This window comes from Modestobacter marinus (assembly GCF_011758655.1).
Lineage (GTDB): Bacteria > Actinomycetota > Actinomycetes > Mycobacteriales > Geodermatophilaceae > Modestobacter > Modestobacter marinus.
The window spans coordinates 216,876-240,355 of sequence record NZ_JAAMPA010000001.1 but is presented as its reverse complement, the minus strand read 5'-3'; the positions used below and the strand labels follow the sequence as shown (position 1 = coordinate 240,355).

Genomic DNA, 23,480 nt, shown 5'->3' with positions numbered 1-23,480 from the left:
GCTCCTGTGCTCGGAGAAGGGGTCGGCGTGGCCTACCCGAGCGGGTCGCGCCGGGAAACGGTCGCGCCCCGCCCTGTGACGCTGTCGGAGACGGGTGTGGCCCGGTCGGCAGCGGGTAGGCCGCGCCGGAGACCGCGCGGCGCCGCCCCGGCCGCAGGAGCAGGAGGAGCAGCCGTGGCGATCCACGAGGACACCGAACGGGCGCCGGGCAACGACGAGGCCCGGGAAGAGCTGGGCGAGACCGCCGGGCCGACGGAGGACGAGCTCCAGGAGGCGTTCGACCGGATCGTCAGCGAGGGGGCCCAGCGGCTGCACCGCAGCTGGCGCGAGGTGCTCACCACCGGCTTCGCCGGCGGCCTGGAGGTGGCGACCGGCGTGCTCCTGCTGCTGGCCGTCTACCACGAGACGGGCAGTCACCTGCTCGCCGGCCTGGCCTTCTCCGTCGGGTTCATCGCGCTCCTGCTCGCCCGCAGCGAGCTGTTCACCGAGGGCTTCCTGGTCCCGGTGACCGCGGTGTTCGCCGGCCGGGCGAGCGTCGCCCAGCTGGGGAAGCTCTGGGGCGGCACCCTGGTCGCCAACCTCGTGGGGGGCTGGGTGGTCACCTGGCTGGTCGCCCACGGGTTCCCCGAGCTGCGGGCCACCGCGATCGAGAGCGCCGTCGAGTTCGTCGACTCCCCGCTGGACCTGCGCGCCGCCTCCCTGGCGGTCCTCGCCGGCATCGCCATCACGCTGATGACCCGGATGCAGCAGGGGACGGACTCGGAGGGGGCGAAGATCGTCGCCGCCGTCGCCGGCGCCTTCGTGCTGGCCGGGCTGGTGCTCTTCCACTCCATCCTGGACTCGCTGATCATCTTCACCGCGCTGCACGCCGGGGCGCCGTTCGGCTACGTCGACTGGCTGTCGTGGTTCTGGTACACCGCCCTGCTCAACATGGTCGGCGGGCTGTTCGTGGTCACCGCGCTGCGCCTGGTCCGCAGCAAGGACATGATCAAGGAGGAGCGGGCGTCGGCCGGCCGGTGAGGTCAGCCGGTCCGCGCGGCCCGCTGGATCGCTCCGACGTAGCGGTCCAGGGCCAGTCGCTGCACCCGCCGGCTGACCGGTGCGCCGAGGCGGGCCAGCGGCGTCGCCAGCCGGGAGAACGCCCGCAGCGTGTAGACCACCTCGCCGCCGGGGCCCAGCGTGACGACGAAGGACTCCTCACCGCTCTCGGGGTGCCCGGGCAGCGTGCCGTAGCCGAACCCGCGTCGTCCGGGCTCGTCGACGGCCCACACCACCCGGCACGGGATCTCCAGCCCGAGCCGGTGCAGCCCGGCGGTCATCAGCACGACCGTGCCGGGGGTGCTGGCCGGGCCGTCGGCCCGGACCCGCAGCCCGGCGCCACGCTGGGCGGCCCAGCGGAACACCGCGGCCCCGGCCCGGTCGAACTCCGCCCGGCCCGCGCCGACGACGGCGGACCGCTCGACGTGGTCGTAGCCGGCCGGCAGGGTCGCCTCCTGCGTGGCCCCGACCTCGGGGTAGGTGAACGGCGCGTCGGCCAGCTGCGCCAGCGTCGTGCGCCGGAGGAGTCCCACGCCGTCAGTCTCCCCGGCCGCGCCCCGGCCCGCCGGTAGGGTGCCCAGCACTGTGCTCCCCGCCGTCTCCGCCACCCGCTACGTCACCCCGCTGCGCGAGGGTGGCTCGCTGCCGGGGCTCATGGAGGCCGACGACCTCGGCACCTACGTGGTCAAGTGGCGGGCCGCCGGGCAGGGCGTCAAGGTGCTCGCCGCCGAGGTGGTCTGCGGGGAGCTGGCCCGCCGGCTGTCCCTCCCGGTGCCCGCGCTGGTGACGGTGGACGTCGTCCCCGAGCTCGCGGTGGGGGAGCCGGACCAGGAGGTCCAGGAGCTGCTGCGCAACTCCGCCGGGACCAACCTGGGGATGGACTACCTCCCCGGCGCGCTGGACTTCGAGGCCGGCGCCGCCCAGGTCGACCCGGAGCTGGCCGGGCGGGTGCTGTGGTTCGACGCGCTGACCGGCAACGTCGACCGCTCGTGGCGGAACCCCAACATGCTCTTCTGGCACGGGCGTCTGCACCTCATCGACCACGGCGCGGCGCTCACGTTCCACCACAACTGGCCCGGCACGCCCGCCGCCGTCACCCGGGCCTACGACGCGACCCAGCACGCCCTGGTGGAGTGCGACCCCGACGTCGGAGCCGCCGATGCGGCGCTGGCCCCGCAGGTCACCGGTCGGCTGCTCACCGAGGTGCTGGCCCAGGTGCCCGACGCCTGGCTGGAGGGCCCGACGGCCGAGGAGCCCGCCGAGGAGGTCCGGGCCCGCTACGTCGGCCAGCTGCTGCAGCGGCTGGCCGCCCGCGAGGCCTGGCTCCCCGGCGTCGTCGCGGCGGCCGCGGCCGGTGGCGCGGGACGACGCACCGCGCCGCGGGGGCAGAACCGGCCGACGTGGCTCGGGCCGCCGCCGCCCGAGGGGGTCACCCAGCGATGACCGGCCGGGACACCTTCGAGTACGCGGTGCTCCGGGTGGTGCCCCGCGTCGAGCGTGGGGAGTCGCTCAACGCCGGGGTGCTCGTCTACTGCCGCCAGCGGGACTACCTGGGCTCACGCGTGCACCTGGACGCCGAGAGGCTGCGCGCGCTCGACCCGACCGCGGACCCGGTCGCGATCGCCGCCGCCCTGCAGGCGGCCGCGGACGTCTGCTCCGCCGCGGTCGGGGCCGGTGCCGCCGGGCGGGAGGCGCTGGGGTCGCGGTTCCGCTGGCTGACCGCGCCGCGCAGCACCGTCGTCCAGCCCGGCGCGGTGCACACCGGGCTCACCGCCGACCCGGACGCCGAGGCCGACCGGCTGCTGGAGCTGCTCGTCCTCCCCGTCCAGGCCTGACCTCCGGGTCCGAGGACCGCGGTCCCGGCCCCTCTCGTGGCGTGTCCGCGCTCCCCCGCCGCCGCTCCCGTTCCGGTCGGTGACTACTCACCGTCTACGGCTGTACACGATGCGCTCAGACGCCCCGCCGGGCTCCCGCAGGCGACCCAGCATTCCTCCCTCCTCCTCCGGAGAGTGATGCAGGTCACCTAGCGTCCCCGTCCTCAGCGGCCCACCCGACCAGAGGACCTCCCATGACGGACATCGCGCCCACCCGCCGTCGTCTGCTTCTCCCTCTCCTGGACTCCTTCCGCCATGGCAGTCGGACGCACACGACGTGCCACTACAAGTGCGGCAACGCCTGTGACGTCCCCGTGCCGAACAAGTCGGACAACCCGACCATCGGCGAGGTCGTCGAGAGCGCCTTCAGCCGGCGGTCCCTGTTCAAGGCCGCCGGCGCCGGGGCGCTGGTCGTGGCGGTGGGCTCCGTGCGCTCCACACCCGCGCTGGCCAGCGGGCCGGGCGGAGGCTGGCAGCCGCACCCGGAGGCGCCCCTCACCTTCGAGCCGGTCGAGCAGAACCTCCTGGACGAACTCGTGACCGCCACCGGCTACCAGTACGCCGTCGTCCTGCGCTGGGGCGATCCGGTGGAACCGGGTGCACCGGAGTTCGACGTCGACAACCAGACGCCGGAGGCCCAGGCGAAGCAGTTCGGCTACAACTGCGACTACATCGGGGTCCTGCCCCTGGACCGGAGCGGGCACCGGGCGCTGATCGTGGTCAACCACGAGTACACCAACGAGCAGCTCATGTTCGCGGGCGTGGCGGACGAGGAGGCGCCCACCACCGACCAGCAGAAGCGCATCGCGATGATGGCCCACGGGCTCTCCGTGGTGGAGCTGCACCGGGAGGGGGACTCGGGCAACTGGCGACCGGACCCGAGGGGAAAGCGCAACCGTCGGCTGACGCCGGCGACGACCTTCGAGCTCACCGGACCGGCGGCCGGCTCGGAGTACGTGCAGACGAACGCCGACCCGGCAGGCCGCCACGTCCTCGGGACGCTGAACAACTGTGCCGGCGGCACGACGCCCTGGGGCACCACCCTGCACGGGGAGGAGAACTTCAACCAGTACTTCGGGCCGTCGACGCCGTTCGCGGAGGACCCGAGGGAGCCGCGGTGGTCCCGCTACGGCATCTCCACGGAGGAGCCCAGCGGCCGCCGGTGGGACCAGGTCGATCCCCGCTTCGACGTCACCCAGGAGCCCAACGAGGCCAACCGCTTCGGGTACATCGTCGAGCTCGACCCGTACGACCCCACCTCCACGCCGAAGAAGCGGACGGCGCTCGGGCGCTTCAAGCACGAGGGGGCCAACGTCCAGATCGCCGAGGACGGGCGGGTGGTCGCCTACTCCGGCGACGACGAGCGGTTCGACTACATCTACAAGTTCGTGTCGAAGAAGTCCTACCGGCCCGGCTTCGACCGCGCGTCGCGGGCGCACAACATGACCCTGCTCGAGGAGGGCGACCTCTACGTCGGGCGCTTCACCGGCGACTCGCCGCCCGAGCAGATCGACGGGCTCGCGACGCTGCCGGCCGACGGTGAGTTCGACGGCACCGGACACTGGCTCCCGCTGGTCAAGGACGGGCAGTCGATGATCCCGGGCAAGTCGGTGCCCTGGGTGCTCACCTTCACCCGGCTGGCCGCCGACCGGCTGGGCAAGGAGCTGGACGCCAACGGCGACTTCCCCGACCCGGCCGCACCCGTGGTCGTCGACCCGTCCCAGCTGCCGACCCGGATGGACCGGCCCGAGGACATCCAGGTGAACCCGGTCAACGGCCGGGTCTACGCGGCGCTGACCAACAACTCGCAGCGGGAGGTGGCCGACGAGGCGAACCCGGTGTCCCGGTCCTTCGCCTTCGACCTCGAGGACGGCACCTACGAGTTGCGGGACGGGAACCGGAACGGGCACGTCCTGGAGTGGCTGGAGACCGACGGGATCGCCGGCGACGACTTCTACTGGCGGGTGTTCATCGTGGCCGGTGACCCGGAGACGCCGGGGACCTACTTCGCCGGCTACGACAAGACGCAGGTCAGTGCCCTCTCCTGTCCGGACAACCTGGAGTTCGACCGCGGTGGCAACCTGTGGATCTCCACCGACGGGACCGTGCTCTCCACCCGCAACCGGGAGGTCGGCACCTACGCCGGGACCAACGACGGGCTCTTCGCCGTGCCCACGGCGGGGCCGGAGCGTGGTCACCTCAAGGCGTTCCTGACGGTGCCGATCGGTGCGGAGTGCAGCGGTCCGCTGATCACCCCGGACGTCCGCTCGGTCTTCGTCTCCGTCCAGCACCCCGGGGAGACGCCCGGGTCGACCCGGGAGGCGCCGTCCAGCACCTGGCCGGACCGGCTGGCCGAGCGGCCGTTCCCGCGGCCCAGCGTTGCGGTCGTCTTCCGGGCCGACGGCGGTCGGATCGGCAGCTGACCCGGTGACGCAGGAGCCCGGCCACACCTGCGGCCGGGCTCCTGCTGCGCCAGTGCCTCGGCGCGACACGCCCGATCGTCCCCAGGAAGCCCACAGGTCACTCCGGTTTCGGCCGCCGTTCACCGGATGGGTGGTCAGGCCTTCCTAGCGTCACGGGTCGGAACAGCCCCACCCGACCAGAGGACCCCTCTCATGACGGACATCGTCCCTGCCCGCCGTCGCCTGCTCCTCCCGCTGCTGAACACCGTCCGGCACGGCAGCCGCAGCAACGTGACGTGCTACTACAAGTGCGGCAACGCCTGCGACCACCCGGTGCCGAACGCCACCACGAACCCCACCATCGGCGAGGTCGTCGAGGGTGCGTTCAGCCGGCGGACCGCGCTCAAGGCGGCCGGCGTCGGTGCACTCGTCGTCACGGCGGGTCAGCTGCAGACCCCGAACGCGCGGGCCGCGGAGCTGCCCTTCCAGGACTGGCGGCCGGGCCTGGACGAGCCGCTGACCTTCGAGCCGGTCGAGCAGAACCTCCTCGACGAGCTGGTCACGGCCACCGGCTACTCCTACGGCGTGGTGATGCGCTGGGGCGACCCGGTGGAGCCGGACGCGCCGGACTTCGACGTCGACGCCCAGACCCCCGAGGCCCAGGCCAAGCAGTTCGGTTACAACTGCGACTACATCGGCCTGCTGCCCCTGGACCGGAGCGGGAACCGGGCGCTGATGATCGTCAACCACGAGTACACCGACGAGCAGCTGATGTTCGCCGGCGTGGCCGACGAGGAGGCGCCGACCACCGTGGAGCAGAAGCGGATCGCGCTGATGGCGCACGGCATCTCGGTGGTCGAGCTGCGCCGGGACGGCCGCACGGGCAACTGGCGGCCGGACCGGAAGGGCACCCGCAACCGGCGGATCACCCCGGTCACCACCTTCGAGCTCACCGGCCCGGTGGCCGGGTCGGAGTACGTGCGGACCTCGGCCGACCCCGAGGGGCGGTCCGTCCTCGGGACGCTGAACAACTGCGCCGGCGGGACGACGCCGTGGGGGACGACCCTGCACGGCGAGGAGAACTTCAACCAGTACTTCGGCACCTCGACGGTGATCACCGAGGACCCGCGGGAGCCCCGCCTGTCCCGGTACGGCATCTCCACCGAGGAGCTGCCCGGCCGCCGGTGGGACGAGATCGACCCGCGGTTCGACCTCGCCCTCGAGCCCAACGAGGTGAACCGCTTCGGCTGGGTCGTCGAGCTGGACCCCTACGACCGCACCTCCGCCCCGAAGAAGCGCACCGCGCTCGGGCGCTTCAAGCACGAGGGGGCCAACGTCCAGATCGCCGAGGACGGCCGGGTGGTCGCCTACTCCGGGGACGACGAGCGGTTCGACTACATCTACAAGTTCGTCTCCAAGGCCCGTTACCGCCCCGGCATCGACCGCGCGTCCCGCGCGCACAACATGACGTTGCTGGACGAGGGGGACCTCTACGTCGCCCGGTTCACCGGCGACTCCCCGGCGGAGCAGATCGACGGCCTGGCCACGGTGCCGGCCGACGGTGAGTTCGACGGCACTGGCCAGTGGCTCCCGCTGGTCAAGGACGGGCAGTCGATGATCCCCGGCAAGTCGGTGCCCTGGGTGTTGACCTTCACCCGGCTGGCCGCCGACCGGCTGGGCAAGCAGCTGGACGCCAACGGCGACTTCCCCGACCCGGCCGCCCCGGTGGTCGTCGAGCCGGCGCTGCTGCCCACCCGGATGGACCGGCCCGAGGACATCCAGGTCAACCCGGTCAACGGCCGGGTCTATGCCGCGCTGACCAACAACTCGCAGCGCGAGGTCGCCGACGAGCCCAACCCGGTCTCCCGGTCCTTCGCCTTCGACATCGAGGACGGCACCTACGAGGAGCGGTCCGGCAACCGGAACGGGCACGTCCTGGAGTGGCAGGAGACCGACGGGATCGCCGGGGACGACTTCTACTGGCGGGTCTTCATCGTGGCCGGTGACCCCGAGACGCCGGGGACCTACTTCGCCGGCTACGACAAGAGCCAGGTCAGCGCCCTGTCCTGCCCGGACAACCTGGAGTTCGACCCGGCCGGCAACCTGTGGATCTCCACCGACGGGAACGTGCTCTCCACCCGCAACCGGGAGGAGGGCACCTTCGCCGGCACCAACGACGGGCTCTTCGCCGTGCCGACCGCCGGGCCCGAGCGCGGGCACCTCAAGGCGTTCCTCACGGTGCCGTTCGGTGCCGAGTGCAGCGGGCCGCTGATCACCCCGGACGCCCGCTCGGTGTTCGTCTCGGTGCAGCACCCCGGGGAGACGGCCGGCTCCACCCGTGAGTCCCCGTCGAGCACCTGGCCGGACAAGCTCGCCGACAAGGCCTACCCGCGGCCCAGCGTGGCGGTCGTCTTCCGCGAGGACGGCGGTCGGGTCGGCAGCTGACCGCACGGGCCGGAGCAGCGGCGCACCCCGGACGCCCGGTGTGGGCTGCTGCTCCGGCCGCGGTGGTCAGCTCGCGGTTGCGCCGGCCACCAGCCGCAGCAGCTGGTCCCGGTCCGGCCCGGGGGGAGCGTCCGGCGGGTGCTCCCCGGCGACCCGCATCACCCGCTCGGCCAGACCCGGGCGGCTGAACACCTCCGGGGGCAGGGCCAGGCAGCCGGCGATCTCCAGCATCGCGCGGAACAGCTCGGCGTCGTGCGCCGCGGCCCGGCCCAGCGCCGGCCCCAGGGCGGCCCGTCCCTCTGGTGGCGCGGGCGTCTGCCCCTCCCGGAGTGCGCGCACCTCGGCCAGCCGTGCCCGGTCGACCGCCAGCGTCGCCCGGTACCACGGGGTCAGGGCGCTCTCCACGCGGTCGTCCCAGCGTTCGGCGAACTCCTGCGGGCCGTCGTCCACGCCGTCCCGCAGGACGTCCCGCAGGCACGCGACCTGCATCAGCCCCATGCTGATCCCGCGGCCCAGCGAGGGGTTCGTGCAGGACCAGGCGTCGCCCACGGCGACCAGCCCGGTGACCACCGGCGCACCGTCGACCACCGCCCGGGTCCAGCGGTCCAGGACGCCGGACATCGACAGCACCCCGGTGATCGGTTCACCGTCCAGCCAGTGGGCGTGCCGGGGACAGGCGGCCACGACCGCGGTCCAGGCGTCCTCGTGCCGCAGCTCCTTGAGCGGCCGGTCGTGCGAGTCGACGACCAGCGTGATCGACCAGGTGCCGCAGTCGCCCGGCAGGGTGAGCAGGGAGAACGTGCCGACGTGGGTCTGCATGCTCGCCCGCATCGGGGGCAGACCACCGGACCGCGACCGGAAGAACCGGGTGTAGTAGGTGAACCCGGAGTCCGTCGCCTCCGTCTGCGGCGGGCGGGCACCGGCTGCCTGCAGCCACGCCGGCAGCGGCGACCTCCGTCCGGTCGCGTCCACGACCAGGTCGGCGTCCACCCGCCGGCCGGTGGTGGTGTGCACGCCCGTCACGTGCGCGGCGCCGTCCACCTGCCGGGTCGCCAGGCCCTCCACCTGCACGCCCCGCTCGACCCGCAGGCGCGGTTCCGCCTCGGCCGACCGGGCGACCACCTGCTCGAGGGTGGGGCGCCGTGCGGTGACGCTGACGAACCGGTCGTCGTCCGGCCGGCGGTCCAGCACCCCGACGGTGGGCGGGGCGTTCCGCAGCGGGTCGTGGCGCAACGCGCCGGCGGCGAGCAACGCGTCGCGGACGTCGGGCAGCTCCGCGTCGAGCACCCGGGTCGACCGGGGGTGCAGGTAGTGCGCCTGGTGGAACTGGGCCACCCCGGCCCGGCGCCAGCCGTCCCAGGCCTCGGTGGGGGAGGTCGGCACCGGCTCGCTGTCCCGCTCCAGCACCAGGACGTCGTTCCCGTCCCGGGCGAGCACCATGCCGGTGGCCAGCCCGCACACGCCACCGCCGAGCACCACGATCGCAGCCATGCCGTCCTCCCTCTCCAGAGGCGGCGTCGGTGTCAGCCCGTCGACCCACCCGGGGGGAGGGGGCCGAAGAAGCCGATGACCCGGCGCACCATCCCGTCGCCGTCCATTTCCCCGAAGTCCGTGCCCTCCAGCGCCACCGACCCGTCCGCTGCCCGCAGCTGCCAGGCGGAGCGGAGGTGGCCGTCGTGCTCGTCGACGCCGCTGACCACCTCGAGGCGGGCGCCGGACTGCTCGGCCTGGAAGCCGCCGATGTGGTGGGGCAGTCCGTCCCGCCCGGCCGCCCGGCCGATCGGGTCGCAGTGGACGCCGTCCTCGGCCCAGCACCGGTCGAGCAGGGCCCGGCGCGCCGTCGCGTCGGTCTCCAGCCGGGCGCGTGCGCAGCTGTCGACGGCGGTGTCGACGGTGCTGGTGCTCACCGCCCGGAAGCTACTCGCGACACGCGGGGGTGACGGTCCGGTCTCGACGGCGCGGGTCGCCGTCCGCGCGCCGTGACCGAGGGTCGATGGCCGGGGTCAGCCGGGGAAGAGGGTGTCGACCCGGCGGGCGAGCTCCAGGTCCAGCTCGGTGAGCCCGCCGGCCGAGTGCGTGACGACCGCGACGCGCACGCTGGTCCAGCGCAGGTCCATGTCCGGGTGGTGGTCCAGCAGTTCCGCGACGTCGGCGATCGCGCTGACCGCCTCGACGGCCGCCCGGAAGGTCGGCAGCTGCAGGGTGCGTTCGATGCCCTCGACCCCACCGGACCACAGCGGCAGGTCGCGCAGTGCGGCGGCGGCGTCGTCGGGGGAGAAGCGCGAGGGGCGGGGCATCGGCCCATCGTGCCGTGCGAGGAGGTGCTGCGTCAGGTGTGCAGCCCGCACTCGACCTTGTTCTTGCCGGCCCAGCGGCCGGCGCGCGGGTCCTCGCCCGGGGCGACCGGACGGGTGCAGGGCTCGCAGCCGATCGAGGCGTAGCCGATCTCCGACAGCGGGTTGACCGGCACCTGGTGCTCGGCGACGTAGGCGTCCACGTCGTCCTGGGTCCAGGCAGCGAGCGGGTTGACCTTCACCATGCCGCGCTTGGCGTCCCAGTCGACGACCCTGGTGCCCGTCCGGGTGGCCGACTCGTCCCGGCGGACGCCCGACCCCCACGCGGTGAAGCCGGCCAGTGCCTGCGCCAGCGGCTGCACCTTGCGCATCGAGCAGCAGAGGTCCGGGTCGCGCTCGTACAGCCGCGGCCCGTGCTCCAGGTCCTGCTCGGCGACGGTGAGCGGCGGCTGGACGTCGTGCAGCGTGATCGGCAGGACGCTGGTGATCCAGTCGCGGGTGCCGATCGTCTCGGCGAAGTGGTACCCGGTGTTCAGGAAGACGACGTTGACGCCGGGGACGGCGCGGCTGGCCAGGTGGGCGAGCAGCCCGTCGGCCATGCTCGAGGTGATGGCGAAGGACTCCCCGAAGGTGTCCCCGGCCCAGGTGAGCACGGCCAGCGCCTGCTCGACCGGGTCGGTGATCCCCTCGAAGCGCGCATCGGCCTCGGCCGCCAGCTCCGGCGTCGGCGTGGTGATCGCGATCGTCATGGGTGCTGCACCCCCGTTCCGGTCAGCCGCAGGGTGAAGGTCCGCAGGCAGGCACCGCAGTGCCAGCCGGTCGCTTCGTCACCGTGCGGGGTCAGGTCCTCTTCGCCGCAGTACGGACAGTGGAACGGCGGCAGCTGTCGCGTCCTTCCGGACGTGCGCTCTGTCACACCGCCCGGGTCCGGCGGGGTCACACCGCCCGGGTCCGGCTCGGACGCATCGCTCGGGGTCACACGAGCCACTCGTCGTCGGCCCGCGCCACGTAGGCGGCGAAGCGCTCGCCGGGCTCGCGGCGGTCGAGGTAGCCGCGGAGCACCCGCTCGCAGTAGTCCGCCGTCTCGTCCTTGGTGATCTTGTGACCGCGGAACTTGCGGCCGAACGAGGCGTCGACGCCGAGGTGGCCGCCCAGGTGGACCTGGAAGCCCTCGACGCTCTCGCCCTCGGCGTTGCGGACGATCATGCCCTTGAAGCCGATGTCGGCGGTCTGGAACCGGGCGCAGCTGTTCGGGCAGCCGTTGACGTTGATCCCGATGGGCTCGTCGAAGTCCGGCAGCCGGCGCTCGAGCTCGGCGTAGAGCTCCTGGGCGTGCTGCTTGGTCTCGACGATCGCCAGCTTGCAGAACTCCAGCCCGGTGCAGGCCATCGTGCCGCGGCGGAAGGCGCTGGGGCGCACGAGCAGGTCGTGCTCGGCCAGCGCGTCGACCAGGTCCTCGACGCGGGCGTCGGGGACGTCCAGGATGACCAGCTTCTGCTGGGTCGTCGTCCGGATCCGCCCGCCCTGGGTCCCGTACTCCTCGGCCAGGTCGGCGATCCGGGTGAGCAGGCTGCCGCTGATCCGGCCGGTGCGCAGCGCGAACCCGAGGGCGTTGTTCCCGTCCTTCTGCTTGCTGACCCCCACGTGGTCGCGCTGGTCGTGCTGCGCCGGCGCCGGGGCCGGGCCGTCGGGCAGCGCGGCGTGCAGGTACTCGTCCTGCAGCACCTGGCGGAACTTCTCCGGGCCCCAGTCGGCCATGAGGAACTTGATCCGGGCGTGGTTGCGCGACCGGCGGTAGCCGTAGTCGCGGAAGATCGCGGTGCAGCCGGCCCAGACGTCGCTGACCTGGTCCGGGCGGACGAAGACGCCGATGCGCTTGGCGAACATCGGGTTGGTCGACAGGCCGCCGCCGACCCACAGGTCGTAGCCGGCCTCGCCCTCGGCGTTCACCACGCCGACGAAGGAGACGTCGTCGATCTCGGGCTCGGTGCAGTGGTCGACGCAGCCGGACATCGACGTCTTCCACTTGCGCGGCAGGTTGCTGAACTGCGGGTCGCCCAGGTACTTCGCCACCGTCTGGGCCAGCACGTCGGAGGCGTCGAGCACCTCGTCCTCGAGGATCCCGGCGAGCGGGCAGCCGAGCATGACGCGCGGCACGTCGCCGCAGGCCTCCATGGTGCTCAGGCCGACCGACTCCAGCCGCCGCCAGATCTCCGGCACGTCCTCGATCCGGATCCAGTGGTACTGGACGTTCTGCCGGTCGGTGACGTCGGCGACGTCCCGGCCGAACTCGGTGCTGATCCCACCGAGGACCCGGAGTGCCTCGCTGGTCAGCTGCCCGCCGTCGATCCGGGCCCGCATCATGAAGTAGGAGTCCTCGAGCTCCTCGGCCTCCAGCACGGCGGTCTTGCCGCCGGGGATGCCCTGCGCCCGCTGGGTGTAGAGGCCCATCCAGCGCATCCGGCCACGCAGGTCGCCGGGGTCGATGCCGTCGAAGCCGGTGTGCGCGTAGATGTCCAGGATCCGCTGGCGCACGTCCAGCCCGTCGGAGTCCTTCTTCATCCGCTCGTTGGGGTTCAGCGGCTCGCGGTAGCCCAGCGCCCACTGGCCCTGTCCGCGGACGGGGCGGTTGCTGCTGCGGGTGGGGGTCGACACGTCAGTCGTTCTCCTCTGCGCCGGCACGCCGAGCGTGCGCAACGCGGCCGGGTGTGGGTGCAGCAGGGAGGCTGCGGGGGAGCGGGGCCGTGGTCAGCGCGCGGCGCGACAGGCGGCGCTGGAGACCCGCGCCAAGTCGACGTGCAGGCGCTCCACGAGGAGGGCGCCGCAGTCCGTCACGCCTCGATCGTGCCACACCGGGCCGACTCGTGTTCCCGACCGCGGCCGCGGCGGTCCGCGGTCAGTCCGCAGCGGGGACCCCGAAGGAGCGCCACGCACTCTCCAGCTCGATCATCTCGGCCACGTGCGGCGGCATCGTGCCGGCGACGACGTCGGCCAGCGTCACGTTCTCCAGCACGCGGCGGTAGGACTCCCGGGCCGCCACCCACACCGAGGCCAGCGGCCCGGCGGCGCCGGGGTACTCGACGTCCTCGGGGCGCTGGCCGTGGACCTCGGCGAGGAAGCCCTGCTCCACCCGCATGACCCGGGCGACGGAGATCTCCGACGGCGGCATCGCCAGCCGGTAGCCGCCCTCCCGGCCCCGCTGGCTGGTCACCAGCCGGGCGTGCTGCAGGTCCCCGAGGATGGCCTGCAGGAAGCGGGCCGGGATGCCCTGCGCCTGGGCGATCCGCTCGGAGGTCAGTGAATCGGGTGCCACCGCGGCGAGCTCGACGGCGGCGCGGACGGCGTAGTCGACCCGGGCGGAGATGCGCACGCGGTCCATCCTGCCGTGTCTGCGACCCTGCTCCCCGTGTTCCAGCTGCGGTTCACCACCCTGGTGGAGGCGCCCCTCACCGTCGCCTTCGACGTCGCCCGTGCCCTGGGGCGGCCGTGGCCGCACCCGTTGCAGGAGGTCGTCTCCGAGCGGCCCTGGCGCGACGTGCACGTGGCCCCACCCGGCAACGGCTGGCGGACCCTGGTGCACACCCGCTCCTTCACGGCCACCGCGGCCGGCACGCTGGTCGAGGAGCAGGTCGACGTGGAGGCCGCGCTGCCGGGGTGGCTGGGTGGGCCCACGCTCCGCCGCCGGCTCGTGCGGGCGATGCAGGCGCACCTGGACGCGTACGCGGCGGCGGCCGCCCGGCGCGCGCAGGAGGTCACCCAGGTGGTCGGCGCCGCGCTGGTCGACGACCGGCAGCGGGTGCTGGTCGCGCAGCGGGGTTCGGGGCCGCTGGCCGGGCTGTGGGAGTTCCCCGGCGGGAAGGTCGAGCCGGGGGAGCCCGAGGTGGCGGCACTGGTGCGGGAGTGCCGCGAGGAGCTCGGCGTCGGGATCACGCCCCGGGCCTTCCTGGGGGAGGTTCCGCTGGACGGCGTGGTCGCCGGCGGCGTGCCGGGGGCCTCGACCCTGCGCCTGTGGTGGGGCCGGATCACCGCCGGTGAGCTGGTCGCCCACGAGCACAGCGAACTGCGCTGGCTGGGGCCCGAGGAGCTGGAGGACCTGGACTGGATCCCGGCCGACCGCCCGCTCCTCCCTGCCGTCCGCGCCCTCCTCGTCGACCGCTGACCCCTCTGCTGCGCGGACGCCGCCCCCGGCGGACCGGGGACGGCGTCCCCGTCACGGCTCAGCAGCGGCGGTGGGTCACCTGAAGACGTCCTTGACCTTCTCGCCGGCCTGCTTGACGTTGCCCGCGGCCTGGTCGTTCTGACCCTCGGCCTTGAGGTCCGGGTCGTCGGTGGCGTCGCCGAGCGCCTCCTTGCCCTTGCCGGACAGCTCCTGGGCCTTGTTCTTCATCTTGTCGATGCCGCTCATGGGACTCCTCCGTCGGGGACGCCGATGGACCGGCGTCGGTGCGGCGGTACCCGGGCGGGGGCGGTGCACACGGACCGTGAGCAGGCGGTTCACAGGCCAAGATCACGTTCTCCGGGATGTGATGCGGACAACCGAAAACCGTGCGGTCGGAGGCCGCTTATTGCGGCGATGTTTCAGGTGTTCCCCGCCGTTCGTTTGCACAGGTCACAAAATGATGACGGCCGTGGACGGCCTCTTCCGGCTCTGCCTAGGGTCTGGCCGTTGCGCTCGTCCGAAAGCGTCCCGACAGCTGGATGACAGCGCGTGTTCATGTAGGAGCCCAGTCCGCCCGGCGATCCCGGGTCGGTCAGACCTGATCGTTCCCCCCGCTCCTGCGGGTCGAGGAGGCAAGCGAACGTGAAGTTGAGCAAGCGCACTTCCATGCTCATCGCGACCGGGCTCACCGGTGCGATGGCGCTCTCGGCGTGTGGGGGCGGCAGCGAGGACGAAGGCGGCGGCGAGGCCAGTGGCGGCTCGGGTCGCGTGGTCTTCGGCGAGTCGACCGACTTCCCGGAGAACCTCTACCCGAACATCGCGGCCGGCAACGCCACCTCGGTGGCCAACGTCCTCATCAAGGTGCTGCCCTCCGCGTACCACATCCAGCCCGACTTCACCGTCGAGTTCAACGAGGACCTCTTCACCGGCGAGCCGACCCTCGAGGAGGTCGACGGCCAGCAGGTGAACACCTACGAGATCAACCCGGACGCGGTGTGGAGCGACGGCACCCCGATCAGCGCGGCGGACTTCGAGTTCACCTGGCGGGCCAACCGCAGCGGTGACCCGGCCGACGGCGGCTGCCCCGCGGTCCTGTCGACCACCGGCTACGAGCAGATCGCGTCGGTCGAGCCGGGCGAGGACGACAAGACCGTCGTCGTCACGTACGAGACGCCCTTCGCCGACTGGCAGGGCAACTTCGAGAACCTGCTGCCGGCCCACCTGATGGACGCCGACGACCCGGCCGCGGTCTGCGAGACGATCACCGAGGGCTGGCCGATCGCCGAGGGTCTGCCGGAGGGCATCTCCGGTGGCCCGTGGCAGGTGTCGAACATCGACGCCGGCCAGCAGGTCATCGTGCTGACCCCGAACCCCGAGTGGTGGGGCGACGGGCCGGAGCTCGAGCAGCTGATCATCCAGAACATCGGCAACGACCCGACGACCGCCGTCCAGGGTCTGCAGTCCGGTGAGCTGGGCGTCATCTACCCGCAGCCCCAGCTCGACCTGGTCGAGCAGGTCCAGGCCCTCGAGCCGAACGTCGAGAGCGAGATCAACTTCGGTCTCACCTTCGAGCACCTCGACCTGAACACCCAGGACCCGCACCTCGCGGACCCGCTGGTGCGCCAGGCCCTCGCCTACGCCCTGGACCGCCAGGAGATCGTGGACCAGACCGTCGGGCAGTTCTCCTCCGACGCGCAGGTGCTGAACAACCGGATCTGGCTGAACACCCAGCCCGAGTACGAGGACACCGCGCCGGAGCAGGTCAAGACCCAGAACGTCGAGGAGGCCCGCGCGCTGCTGGAGCAGGCCGGCTACACCGCCGGTCCGGACGGGTTCTACACCCACCCGGAGCGTGGCCCGCTGAACATCCAGATCGACACCACGGAGAACAACCCGCTGCGGCAGACCACGATCGAGGTCATGATCCCGCAGCTGGCCGAGGCCGGGATCAACGCGTCCTTCAACGCCAACCCGGACATCTTCGCCGGTGCCGAGTCGCCGACCTCGCTGGAGGGCGGCGGCTTCCAGGCGGCGCTCTTCGCCTGGGTGGGCAACCCGTTCATCACCTCCTCCCAGTCGATCTACCAGTCGCCGCAGGGTGACAACATCCAGCAGAACTACAGCCGGATCGGCAACCCCGAGATCGACGCGCTCTTCGCCGAGCTGGCCACCGAGCCGGACCGCGAGCGTCAGGCCGAGCTGGGCAACCAGATCGACGGTCTGCTCTGGGAGCAGATGGCCACCATCCCGCTCTACCAGAAGCCGACCTTCGTCGCGCACCAGGCCAACATCGAGGGTGTGCAGGACAACCCGACCGAGGCCGGTCCGCTGTGGAACTCGGAGACCTGGACGGTCGAGTGACCCCCTGAGCTCCACCCAGCACGGCTGAGCACCACCCAGCACGGCTGAACACCACCGGGCCACCGGCACCCGCGGCCCCCGGGAGACCATCCCCGGGGGCCGCGGTGTGTCGGGGCCCGGCACACCGCTCCCTCCGGACCCGGCACGACCTGCGACGGGTCCGGCGAAGGCACGCCGGACCGGCCGATCGGCCGGACGGCTTCCGCTCTCGGCGTAAGGTCACCACATGTTCTTCTTCACGATCCGGCGTCTGCTCGCGTCGGTCCTCGTGTTGCTGGTCAGCTCGTTCCTGGTGTTCGCACTGTGCGCGGCCAGCTTCGACCCGCTGGAGAAGTACTACACACAGAACCCCCGGCCGCCGGAGTCGTTCTTCAACAACCTCCGCGAGACCCTGGGCCTGAACGACAACTTCTTCGTCCGGTACTGGAACTGGCTCTCTGGGGTCGTCACCGGGGACTTCGGCGAGACCGTCAACGGCACCCCGGTGACCGAGCAGCTCTGGCCGCGGCTCATGGTGACCGGCCGGATGATCATCGGTGCGATCGTGATCGCCATCCTGCTGGCGATCATCGTGGGCGTCATCGGCGCCGTGCGGCAGTACAAGGCCTCGGACTACACCTTCACGTTCATCGCCTACATCCTCATCGCCCTGCCGACCTTCTGGTTCGCCGCGCTGCTCAAGGAGTACGTCGCCGGCGGGGTCAACGACCTGTTCGGGCAGCAACTGCTCTACACGATCGGCGAGGAGACACCGGGCCTGTCGCTGTACGCCTCCGGGTGGGAACTGTGGTCCGACCGGCTCGGCCACCTGGTGCTGCCCACGATCAGCCTGGCCGCGCTGTCCTTCGCGGCCTGGAGCCGGTTCCAGCGGGCCGCCATGCTCGACGTGCTGGGCTCGGACTACATGCGCCTGGCCCGGGCCAAGGGCCTCACCTACCGTCGCACCGTGCTCAAGCACGGGCTGCGGAACGCGCTGATCCCGCTCACCACGGTGGTCGCGCTGGGCGTGGGCACGTTGTTCGGCGGCGCGGTCATCACCGAGACGGTGTTCGTCTGGCACGGCATGGGCGAGTACCTGCTGAGCAACGGCATCGATCAGAACGACATCAACGTGGTGCTCGGCTGGCTGCTGGTCAGCGCCGTGTTCGTGGTCGTCTTCAACCTGGTCGCGGACCTCCTCTACGCGGTGCTCGACCCGCGCATCCGGCTGTCCTGACCCGGACTCGCGAGAAGGAACGGACACATGGCCACCACCCAGACCACCACCGGACCCGTCGTCCCTGCGACACCGGGCACGCCCGAGGGCGGCCCGGTCGAGCGCGAGTTCACCGTCAAGGCGCGCAGCCAGCGCCAGCAGATCGTCGGCCGCTTCCTGCACAACAAGGTGGGGATGACCGGCGCGGTCATCTTCGTGCTGCTGCTCGCCTTCGGGTTCCTCGGCCCGCTGGTCACCGGGGTCGACTACGCCGATCAGGACAGCGGTTTCCAGTCCGTCCCCCCGGGCACCGCCGGCTACCTGATGGGCAGCGACGCCATCGGCCGTGACCTGATGGCCGGGATCATGACCGGGGTCCAGCGCTCGCTGTTCATCGTTCTGCTCTTCGTCGCCATCGCGTTCCCGATGGGCCTGCTGGTCGGGGCGCTGGCCGGCTACTTCGGCCGGTGGGTCGACAGCGTGCTCATGCGGCTGGTCGACCTCATCCTCACCGTGCCGCTGCTGGTCGTGCTGATCGTCGTGGCCAGCAACTTCCCGGGCTCCCGCACCCCGCTGGGCGTGGGCATCATCCTGGGGCTGTTCGGCTGGCTGGACCTCGCCCGGATCGTGCGCAGCCAGTTCCTCTCCCTGCGGGAGAAGGAGTACGTCGAGGCGGCACACGCGATGGGCGCCTCCAACGTGCGGATCATCTTCAAGCACCTGATCCCCAACTCGCTGGGGTCGCTGATCGTCTGGACGACGCTGGCCGCCGCCACCGCGATCACCCTCGAGGCCGCCCTGACCTACCTGGGCTTCGGCGTCAACGGCGCCAACCAGACCTCCCTGGGGCGGCTGGTGTCCGACGGGGTGCAGGCCGCGAGCACCCGCCCCTGGCTCTTCTACTTCCCCGGCATCGCCCTGCTGATCATCGTGCTGTCGATCAACCTGATCGGCGACGGGATCCGGGATGCCTTCGACCCGAGCAACCGCCGCGTGCGGGCCTGACGAGGAGCTCCATGTCCACGACCGGGACCACGGGCCCCAGCATGTCCGGTGCCACCTCCACGGGCACCATGCACCAGGGCCGCACCACCAGCCTGCCCGGGTTCGACCCGAGCGCGCCGCTGCTGGAGGTGAGCGACCTCAACGTCCGGTTCCCCACCGAGGACGGCCTGGTGCACGCCGTCCGCGGCGTCGACTACTCGCTGCGCTCCGGTGAGGTGCTCGGCATCGTCGGGGAGTCCGGCTCCGGCAAGTCGGTGACGTCGCTGGCGGTGATGGGGCTGCTGCCCGGCTCCGCGCGCGTCACCGGCTCGATCAAGTACCGCGGCCAGGAACTGCTGGGGCAGAGCGACCGCAGCATGTCGCGAGTCCGCGGCAAGGGCGTCTCGATGATCTTCCAGGACCCGATGACGTCGCTGGACCCGGTCTACAAGGTCGGCGCGCAGATCGAGGAGACGCTGCGCATCCACGACAAGCAGCTGTCGTCGAAGGCGGCCGAGGCACGGGCGGTCGAGCTGCTGGAGCTGGTCGGCATCCCGAACGCCGTCGACCGCGTGCACTCCTACCCGCACGAGTTCTCCGGCGGCATGCGCCAGCGGGTGGTCATCGCGATCGCGATGGCCAACCAGCCCGAGGTGATCATCGCCGACGAGCCGACGACGGCGCTCGACGTCACCGTCCAGGCCCAGATCCTCGAGGTGCTGCAGACCGCCCTCCACGAGACCGGCGCGGCGATGGTCATGATCACCCACGACCTGGGGGTCGTGGCCGGCATCGCCGACCGCGTCCTGGTCATGTACGCCGGCCGGCCGGTGGAGATCGGCAGCGTCGAGGACATCTACTACGAGCCCCGGATGCCCTACACGCTCGGTCTGCTGGGCTCCCTGCCCCGGCTGGACTCCGCGACCCGCGAGCGGCTCACCCCGATCAAGGGCGCACCGCCCTCGGTGGTCAACATGCCGCCCGGCTGCCCGTTCGCCCCGCGCTGCCCGCTGCACATCGACGAGTGCGACGAGGCCGAGCCCGAGCGCTTCCAGGTCGGCCCCGGCCACACCGCCGCCTGCATCCGCACGGCAGAGGTCGCGGCGGCCCACGGGCACGCCGCGGACATCTTCAGCGAGTCCGCCGACGACCGGGACCTGGGGACCACCCCGGCCCCGGCCGGCGTGGCCCTCGCCGCGGACGACCTCGACGGCGACGGTCCGGCCGTCCCACCGGGTGACCAGACCGCGCCCCGGGCCGGCGCGGAGGACGCCGGCACCCAGAGCGTCGTCAGCGCCCCGCCACGCCCCACGAACGGAGACCGGGCATGACCGCCCCCACCACCCAGCGGCCCGCCGACGGCACGCCCGAGCGCGGTGAGCCGATCTTGTCGGTCCGTGGTCTGGAGAAGCACTTCCCGATCAAGGGCGGCGGCCTGATCAAGCGGACCGTCGGCGCGGTCCGTGCCGTCGACGGCATCGACCTGGACCTCTACCCCGGTGAGGTGCTCGGCCTGGTCGGCGAGTCCGGGTGCGGCAAGTCCACCACCGGGCGCGCCATCCTCAACCTCCAGCCGGCGACCGGCGGCTCGGTCGTGTTCCAGGGGCGGGAGCTCGTCGGCCTCGACCGCAAGCAGATGCGCCCGCTGCGCCGGGACATCCAGCTGGTCTTCCAGGACCCGTACGCCTCGCTGAACCCGCGGCTGCCGGTCTTCGACATCGTCGCCGAGCCCATGATCATCCACGGGCTGACCAAGGACGAGGACGAGCTCCGCTCGCGGGTGCGGGAGCTGGTGGAGACCGTCGGGCTGAACCCCGAGCACACCAACCGCTACCCCGCCGAGTTCTCCGGGGGGCAGCGGCAGCGCATCGGGATCGCCCGGGCGCTGGCCCTGCAGCCCAAGGTGCTCGTCCTCGACGAGCCGGTGTCGGCGCTGGACGTCTCCATCCAGGCCGGCGTCATCAACCTGCTCGAGGACCTCAAGGCCAGCCTGGGGCTGAGCTACCTGTTCATCGCCCACGACCTGTCGGTGGTCCGGCACATCTCCGACCGGGTCGCGGTCATGTACCTGGGGCGGATCATCGAGATCGCCGACCAGGAGACGCTGTTCAGCCGACCGGCGCACCCGTACACGCAAGCGCTGCTGTCGGCGATCCCGCTGCCCGACCCGCGCCGCGAGCGCGCCCGGCAGCGGATCATCATCACCGGCGACGTCCCCAGCCCGGCCAACCCGCCGTCGGGGTGCCGCTTCCGCACCCGGTGCCAGAAGTTCGCCAACGAGCTGACCGACGGCCAGCGCGAGATGTGCCTGACCGTCGACCCCAAGCTCGAGGACCGCGGCGCCGGTCACCTCAACGCCTGCCACTACGCGGAGGCCAAGTCGGTGTTGTGACATGGCGGCTGTGACATGGCGATCCTGGCGGATCGCACCGCGGCCAGGGGGCGTGCCCGGGCTGCGTTGAGCCGTTTCGTCGGATCCGAGCAGGACCCTCCGGGTCCGTGCTCGGATCCGACAGCTCGCTCTGCTCGCGTACCGCATCGCGGCTGGGTCGCGGGCCGGCTGCCGGGACGCGCGTACGTCGGTGGCAGGCAGGACCCTCCGGGTCCGTGCCTGCCGCCGACAGCTCGCTGCGCTCGCGGGGCGTGGGGGTGGGTCGTCCGGGCTCGGGTGACCGGCTCCGGGAGGATGGGGCGGTGACTGCTCCGCGGCGGCTTCTGCTCGTGCACGCCCATCCTGACGACGAGACGATCAACAACGGCGCCACGATGGCCCGGTACGTCGCCGAGGGGGCGCAGGTCACGCTGCTCACCTGCACGCTGGGCGAGGAGGGCGAGGTGCTCGTGCCCGAGCTCGCCCAGCTGGCCGCCGACCAGGCCGACCAGCTCGGCGGGTACCGGATCGGTGAGCTGGCCGCGGCGATGGCCGCGCTCGGCGTCACCGACTGGCGGTTCCTCGGTGGGGCGGGCCGGTACCGGGACTCCGGGATGATGGGGACCCCGCCGAACGACGCCCCGCGCTCCTTCTGGCGAGCCGACCTGGACGAGGCGGTGGCGCACGCGGTCGCCGTCGTCCGTGAGGTGCGCCCGCAGGTGCTGGTCACCTACGACGAGAACGGCGGCTACGGGCACCCCGACCACATCCAGGCGCACCGGGTCGCGATGGGTGCGGTGCAGGCGGCCGCCGACCCCGGCTACCGGGCCGACCTCGGACCGGCCTGGCAGGTGGCGAAGATCTACTGGAACGCCATGCCGCGTTCGGTCGTGCAACGGGGCATCGACGCGCTGACCGCCCTGGGGGAGGCCTCGCCCTTCGCGGTCCCGGCCGGCCTGGACGAGGTCCCGTTCGCGGTCGCCGACGACGTCGTCACCACCGAGGTCGACGCCCGGGACCACGCCGCACGCAAGGAGGCCGCGATGCGCGCCCACCGGACGCAGCTGACCGTGGACGGCCCGTTCTTCGCGCTGTCGAACGACCTGGGCCAGGAGGTGCTGGCCACCGAGCACTACCGGCTGGTGCGCGGCGAGCGGGGCCCGGCCGGGCCCGGCCCGCAGGGCTGGGAGGACGACCTGTTCGCCGGGCTGCCCGGGTGAGGGTGCTGCGCCTGCTGGGCTGGTCGGTCCTGGCGGTGGCCGTCGCCGCCTGGCTGGCGCTGGTCGAGGTGTTCTGGTTGCCCTGGCGGGTCGGTGGCGTCCCGGTGCCGGTGTCCCTGCTGGTGGCCGTGGTCGGCAACCTGATGCTGGTCGACGCGGCCCGCCGGCTGTCCGGCTCCCGGCTGGTGGCCGTCCTCCCGGCGGTCGTCTGGCTGGTCATCGCGATCGCCGGCACGATGCGCCGTCCGGAGGGCGACCTGCTGCTGCCCGGCGGCGACGCCGCAACGCAGGCGGTCACGCTCGGGTTCCTGCTGTTCGGCGTGGTCGCCGCGGCCTTCGCCGTCGGCCGGGCGCTGGGCGCCGAGCCGGTCAGGCAGGTCAGGCCGGCCCGCGCCGGTAGTGGTAGCGGTGGTGCTCGATGAACCCCGCCTGCCGGTAGAGCGCCCGGGCCGGGGCGTTGCCCGCGGTGACCTGCAGGTACACCGAGTGCGCGCCCCGTTCGGCCGCCCACCGTCCCAGCGCGGCCATCACGGCGGTGGCCAGCCCGCGGCGCCGGTGCTCCTCGGCCACGGTGACCGCGGTGACCCCCAGCCAGCCGTCGGTCAGCGCCCCCCGGGCGACCGCCGCCAGGGGCGCGGGCTCCGGGGCGAGCCGCACGGAGGCGAAGACGACGTCCGGGGCGGAGGTGAGCACCCGGCGGGCGACCGGCGGCAGCGCCGCCCCCTGGTGCCGGTAGCCGGCCAGCCAGGCGTCGTCCGGGGTGGGGGAGAGGTCGACCGGGACGGCCGGCTCGGCCGGCCGGCCGAGCGGGGCGGTGAGCACCAGCACGTCCTCGTCCCGGGTCCACCCGGCGGCGTCGAAGGCCGCGTCGGCACGCCGGGACTGCACGCCGGGCAGCTGGGCGGCCGGCCGGAGCCCCCGCTCGTCGTACCAGCGGGCGACGGCGGCCACCGCCTCGGGCAGCGGCACCCCGGGGTCACCGACGACCAGGGCCGAGTTGGCCCGGCCGGTGAAGCCGCCGCCGGCGCGCAGCAGCCAGTCGCCCAGCCGCTCCTCCTCCAGGGCCTGCCAGCCGCGGGCGGCCAGCAGTTCCAGCTCCGGTACCCCCAGGGGTGAGCGCCGCTGTCCCATGGCGTC

General features: G+C 72.6%; 23 protein-coding genes. 13 read left to right on the top strand and 10 right to left on the bottom strand.

The window, feature by feature from the left end:
• Positions 1–174: 174 nt before the first annotated feature.
• Positions 175–1,020, top strand: coding sequence for a formate/nitrite transporter family protein (locus FB380_RS01150; protein WP_229682034.1), 846 nt, complete (start codon positions 175–177; stop codon positions 1,018–1,020).
• A gap of 2 nt (positions 1,021–1,022) precedes the next feature.
• Here FB380_RS01150 and FB380_RS01145 read toward each other — a convergent pair whose 3' ends face one another.
• Positions 1,023–1,571 (bottom strand): DUF1990 family protein, encoded by a 549-nt coding sequence (locus FB380_RS01145; protein ID WP_166753476.1) that lies wholly within the window; start codon positions 1,569–1,571, stop codon positions 1,023–1,025.
• A gap of 40 nt (positions 1,572–1,611) precedes the next feature.
• Here FB380_RS01145 and FB380_RS01140 point away from each other — a divergent pair, with 40 nt between their 5' ends.
• The 4 genes from FB380_RS01140 (at position 1,612) to FB380_RS01125 (ending at position 7,759) form a co-directional block, all read left to right on the top strand.
• Positions 1,612–2,481 carry a HipA family kinase gene (locus FB380_RS01140; RefSeq protein WP_229682033.1) on the top strand — a complete coding sequence of 290 codons (870 nt, stop codon included), beginning with the start codon at positions 1,612–1,614 and terminating at the stop codon, positions 2,479–2,481.
• Positions 2,478–2,873 carry a DUF3037 domain-containing protein gene (locus tag FB380_RS01135; protein ID WP_166753475.1) on the top strand — a complete coding sequence of 132 codons (396 nt, stop codon included), beginning with the start codon at positions 2,478–2,480 and terminating at the stop codon, positions 2,871–2,873. The genes FB380_RS01140 and FB380_RS01135 overlap by 4 nt, the downstream gene beginning before the upstream one ends.
• Before the next feature lie 233 nt (positions 2,874–3,106).
• Positions 3,107–5,335 carry a PhoX family protein gene (locus FB380_RS01130; RefSeq protein WP_166753474.1) on the top strand — a complete coding sequence of 743 codons (2,229 nt, stop codon included), beginning with the start codon at positions 3,107–3,109 and terminating at the stop codon, positions 5,333–5,335.
• 192 nt (positions 5,336–5,527) lie between these two features.
• Complete coding sequence (locus FB380_RS01125; protein ID WP_166753473.1) at positions 5,528–7,759, top strand: PhoX family protein; 2,232 nt, start codon at positions 5,528–5,530, stop codon at positions 7,757–7,759.
• 66 nt (positions 7,760–7,825) lie between these two features.
• Here FB380_RS01125 and FB380_RS01120 read toward each other — a convergent pair whose 3' ends face one another.
• The 7 genes from FB380_RS01120 to FB380_RS01095 form a co-directional block, all read right to left on the bottom strand.
• A complete protein-coding gene (locus tag FB380_RS01120) occupies positions 7,826–9,250 on the bottom strand; it encodes an FAD-dependent oxidoreductase (protein ID WP_166753472.1) in 1,425 nt (474 codons plus the stop codon).
• A 32-nt stretch (positions 9,251–9,282) separates the two neighbouring features.
• Complete coding sequence (locus FB380_RS01115) at positions 9,283–9,666, bottom strand: nuclear transport factor 2 family protein (protein WP_166753471.1); 384 nt, start codon at positions 9,664–9,666, stop codon at positions 9,283–9,285.
• Positions 9,667–9,762: 96 nt separating this feature from the next.
• On the bottom strand, positions 9,763–10,056 hold the full coding sequence (locus FB380_RS01110) for a 4a-hydroxytetrahydrobiopterin dehydratase (protein WP_166753470.1): 294 nt from the start codon (positions 10,054–10,056) through the stop codon (positions 9,763–9,765).
• Positions 10,057–10,088: 32 nt separating this feature from the next.
• The gene (locus FB380_RS01105; RefSeq protein ID WP_166753469.1) at positions 10,089–10,802 is read right to left on the bottom strand and encodes a phosphoadenylyl-sulfate reductase; all 714 of its coding nucleotides are present in this window, start codon (positions 10,800–10,802) and stop codon (positions 10,089–10,091) included.
• Between the two features lie 226 nt (positions 10,803–11,028).
• A complete protein-coding gene (locus FB380_RS01100) occupies positions 11,029–12,708 on the bottom strand; it encodes a nitrite/sulfite reductase (protein ID WP_166753468.1) in 1,680 nt (559 codons plus the stop codon).
• A 93-nt stretch (positions 12,709–12,801) separates the two neighbouring features.
• Complete coding sequence (locus FB380_RS26180; protein WP_371327776.1) at positions 12,802–12,888, bottom strand: putative leader peptide; 87 nt, start codon at positions 12,886–12,888, stop codon at positions 12,802–12,804.
• A gap of 61 nt (positions 12,889–12,949) precedes the next feature.
• Positions 12,950–13,432, bottom strand: coding sequence for an RrF2 family transcriptional regulator (locus FB380_RS01095; RefSeq protein ID WP_208382715.1), 483 nt, complete (start codon positions 13,430–13,432; stop codon positions 12,950–12,952).
• A gap of 27 nt (positions 13,433–13,459) precedes the next feature.
• On the opposite strand from FB380_RS01095, the gene FB380_RS01090 reads away from it, so the two are divergent.
• Complete coding sequence (locus FB380_RS01090; protein WP_166753466.1) at positions 13,460–14,212, top strand: (deoxy)nucleoside triphosphate pyrophosphohydrolase; 753 nt, start codon at positions 13,460–13,462, stop codon at positions 14,210–14,212.
• A 75-nt stretch (positions 14,213–14,287) separates the two neighbouring features.
• Here FB380_RS01090 and FB380_RS01085 read toward each other — a convergent pair whose 3' ends face one another.
• Positions 14,288–14,458 (bottom strand): CsbD family protein, encoded by a 171-nt coding sequence (locus FB380_RS01085; protein ID WP_166753465.1) that lies wholly within the window; start codon positions 14,456–14,458, stop codon positions 14,288–14,290.
• A gap of 396 nt (positions 14,459–14,854) precedes the next feature.
• Between FB380_RS01085 and FB380_RS01080 the strand changes: the two genes are divergently transcribed.
• The 7 genes from FB380_RS01080 to FB380_RS01050 all read left to right on the top strand — a co-directional run bounded on the left by FB380_RS01080 (position 14,855) and on the right by FB380_RS01050 (position 22,765).
• Entirely contained in the window at positions 14,855–16,573 is a 1,719-nt protein-coding gene (locus FB380_RS01080) for an ABC transporter family substrate-binding protein (RefSeq protein ID WP_166753464.1), read from the top strand.
• Positions 16,574–16,799: 226 nt separating this feature from the next.
• On the top strand, positions 16,800–17,789 hold the full coding sequence (locus FB380_RS01075) for an ABC transporter permease (RefSeq protein WP_166753463.1): 990 nt from the start codon (positions 16,800–16,802) through the stop codon (positions 17,787–17,789).
• A gap of 27 nt (positions 17,790–17,816) precedes the next feature.
• Entirely contained in the window at positions 17,817–18,773 is a 957-nt protein-coding gene (locus FB380_RS01070; protein WP_166753462.1) for an ABC transporter permease, read from the top strand.
• An 11-nt stretch (positions 18,774–18,784) separates the two neighbouring features.
• Positions 18,785–20,083 carry an ABC transporter ATP-binding protein gene (locus FB380_RS01065; RefSeq protein WP_166753461.1) on the top strand — a complete coding sequence of 433 codons (1,299 nt, stop codon included), beginning with the start codon at positions 18,785–18,787 and terminating at the stop codon, positions 20,081–20,083.
• Positions 20,080–21,144, top strand: a complete 1,065-nt coding sequence (locus FB380_RS01060; protein WP_166753460.1) for an ABC transporter ATP-binding protein — start codon at positions 20,080–20,082, stop codon at positions 21,142–21,144. The genes FB380_RS01065 and FB380_RS01060 overlap by 4 nt, the downstream gene beginning before the upstream one ends.
• A gap of 302 nt (positions 21,145–21,446) precedes the next feature.
• Entirely contained in the window at positions 21,447–22,343 is an 897-nt protein-coding gene (gene mshB / locus FB380_RS01055; RefSeq protein ID WP_166753459.1) for an N-acetyl-1-D-myo-inositol-2-amino-2-deoxy-alpha-D-glucopyranoside deacetylase, read from the top strand.
• Entirely contained in the window at positions 22,340–22,765 is a 426-nt protein-coding gene (locus FB380_RS01050) for a hypothetical protein (protein ID WP_166753458.1), read from the top strand. Before mshB ends, FB380_RS01050 begins: the two co-directional genes overlap by 4 nt.
• Here FB380_RS01050 and FB380_RS01045 read toward each other — a convergent pair.
• Positions 22,722–23,474, bottom strand: a complete 753-nt coding sequence (locus FB380_RS01045) for a GNAT family N-acetyltransferase (protein WP_166753457.1) — start codon at positions 23,472–23,474, stop codon at positions 22,722–22,724. The genes FB380_RS01050 and FB380_RS01045 overlap by 44 nt on opposite strands.
• Between the last annotated feature and the right edge of the window lie 6 nt (positions 23,475–23,480).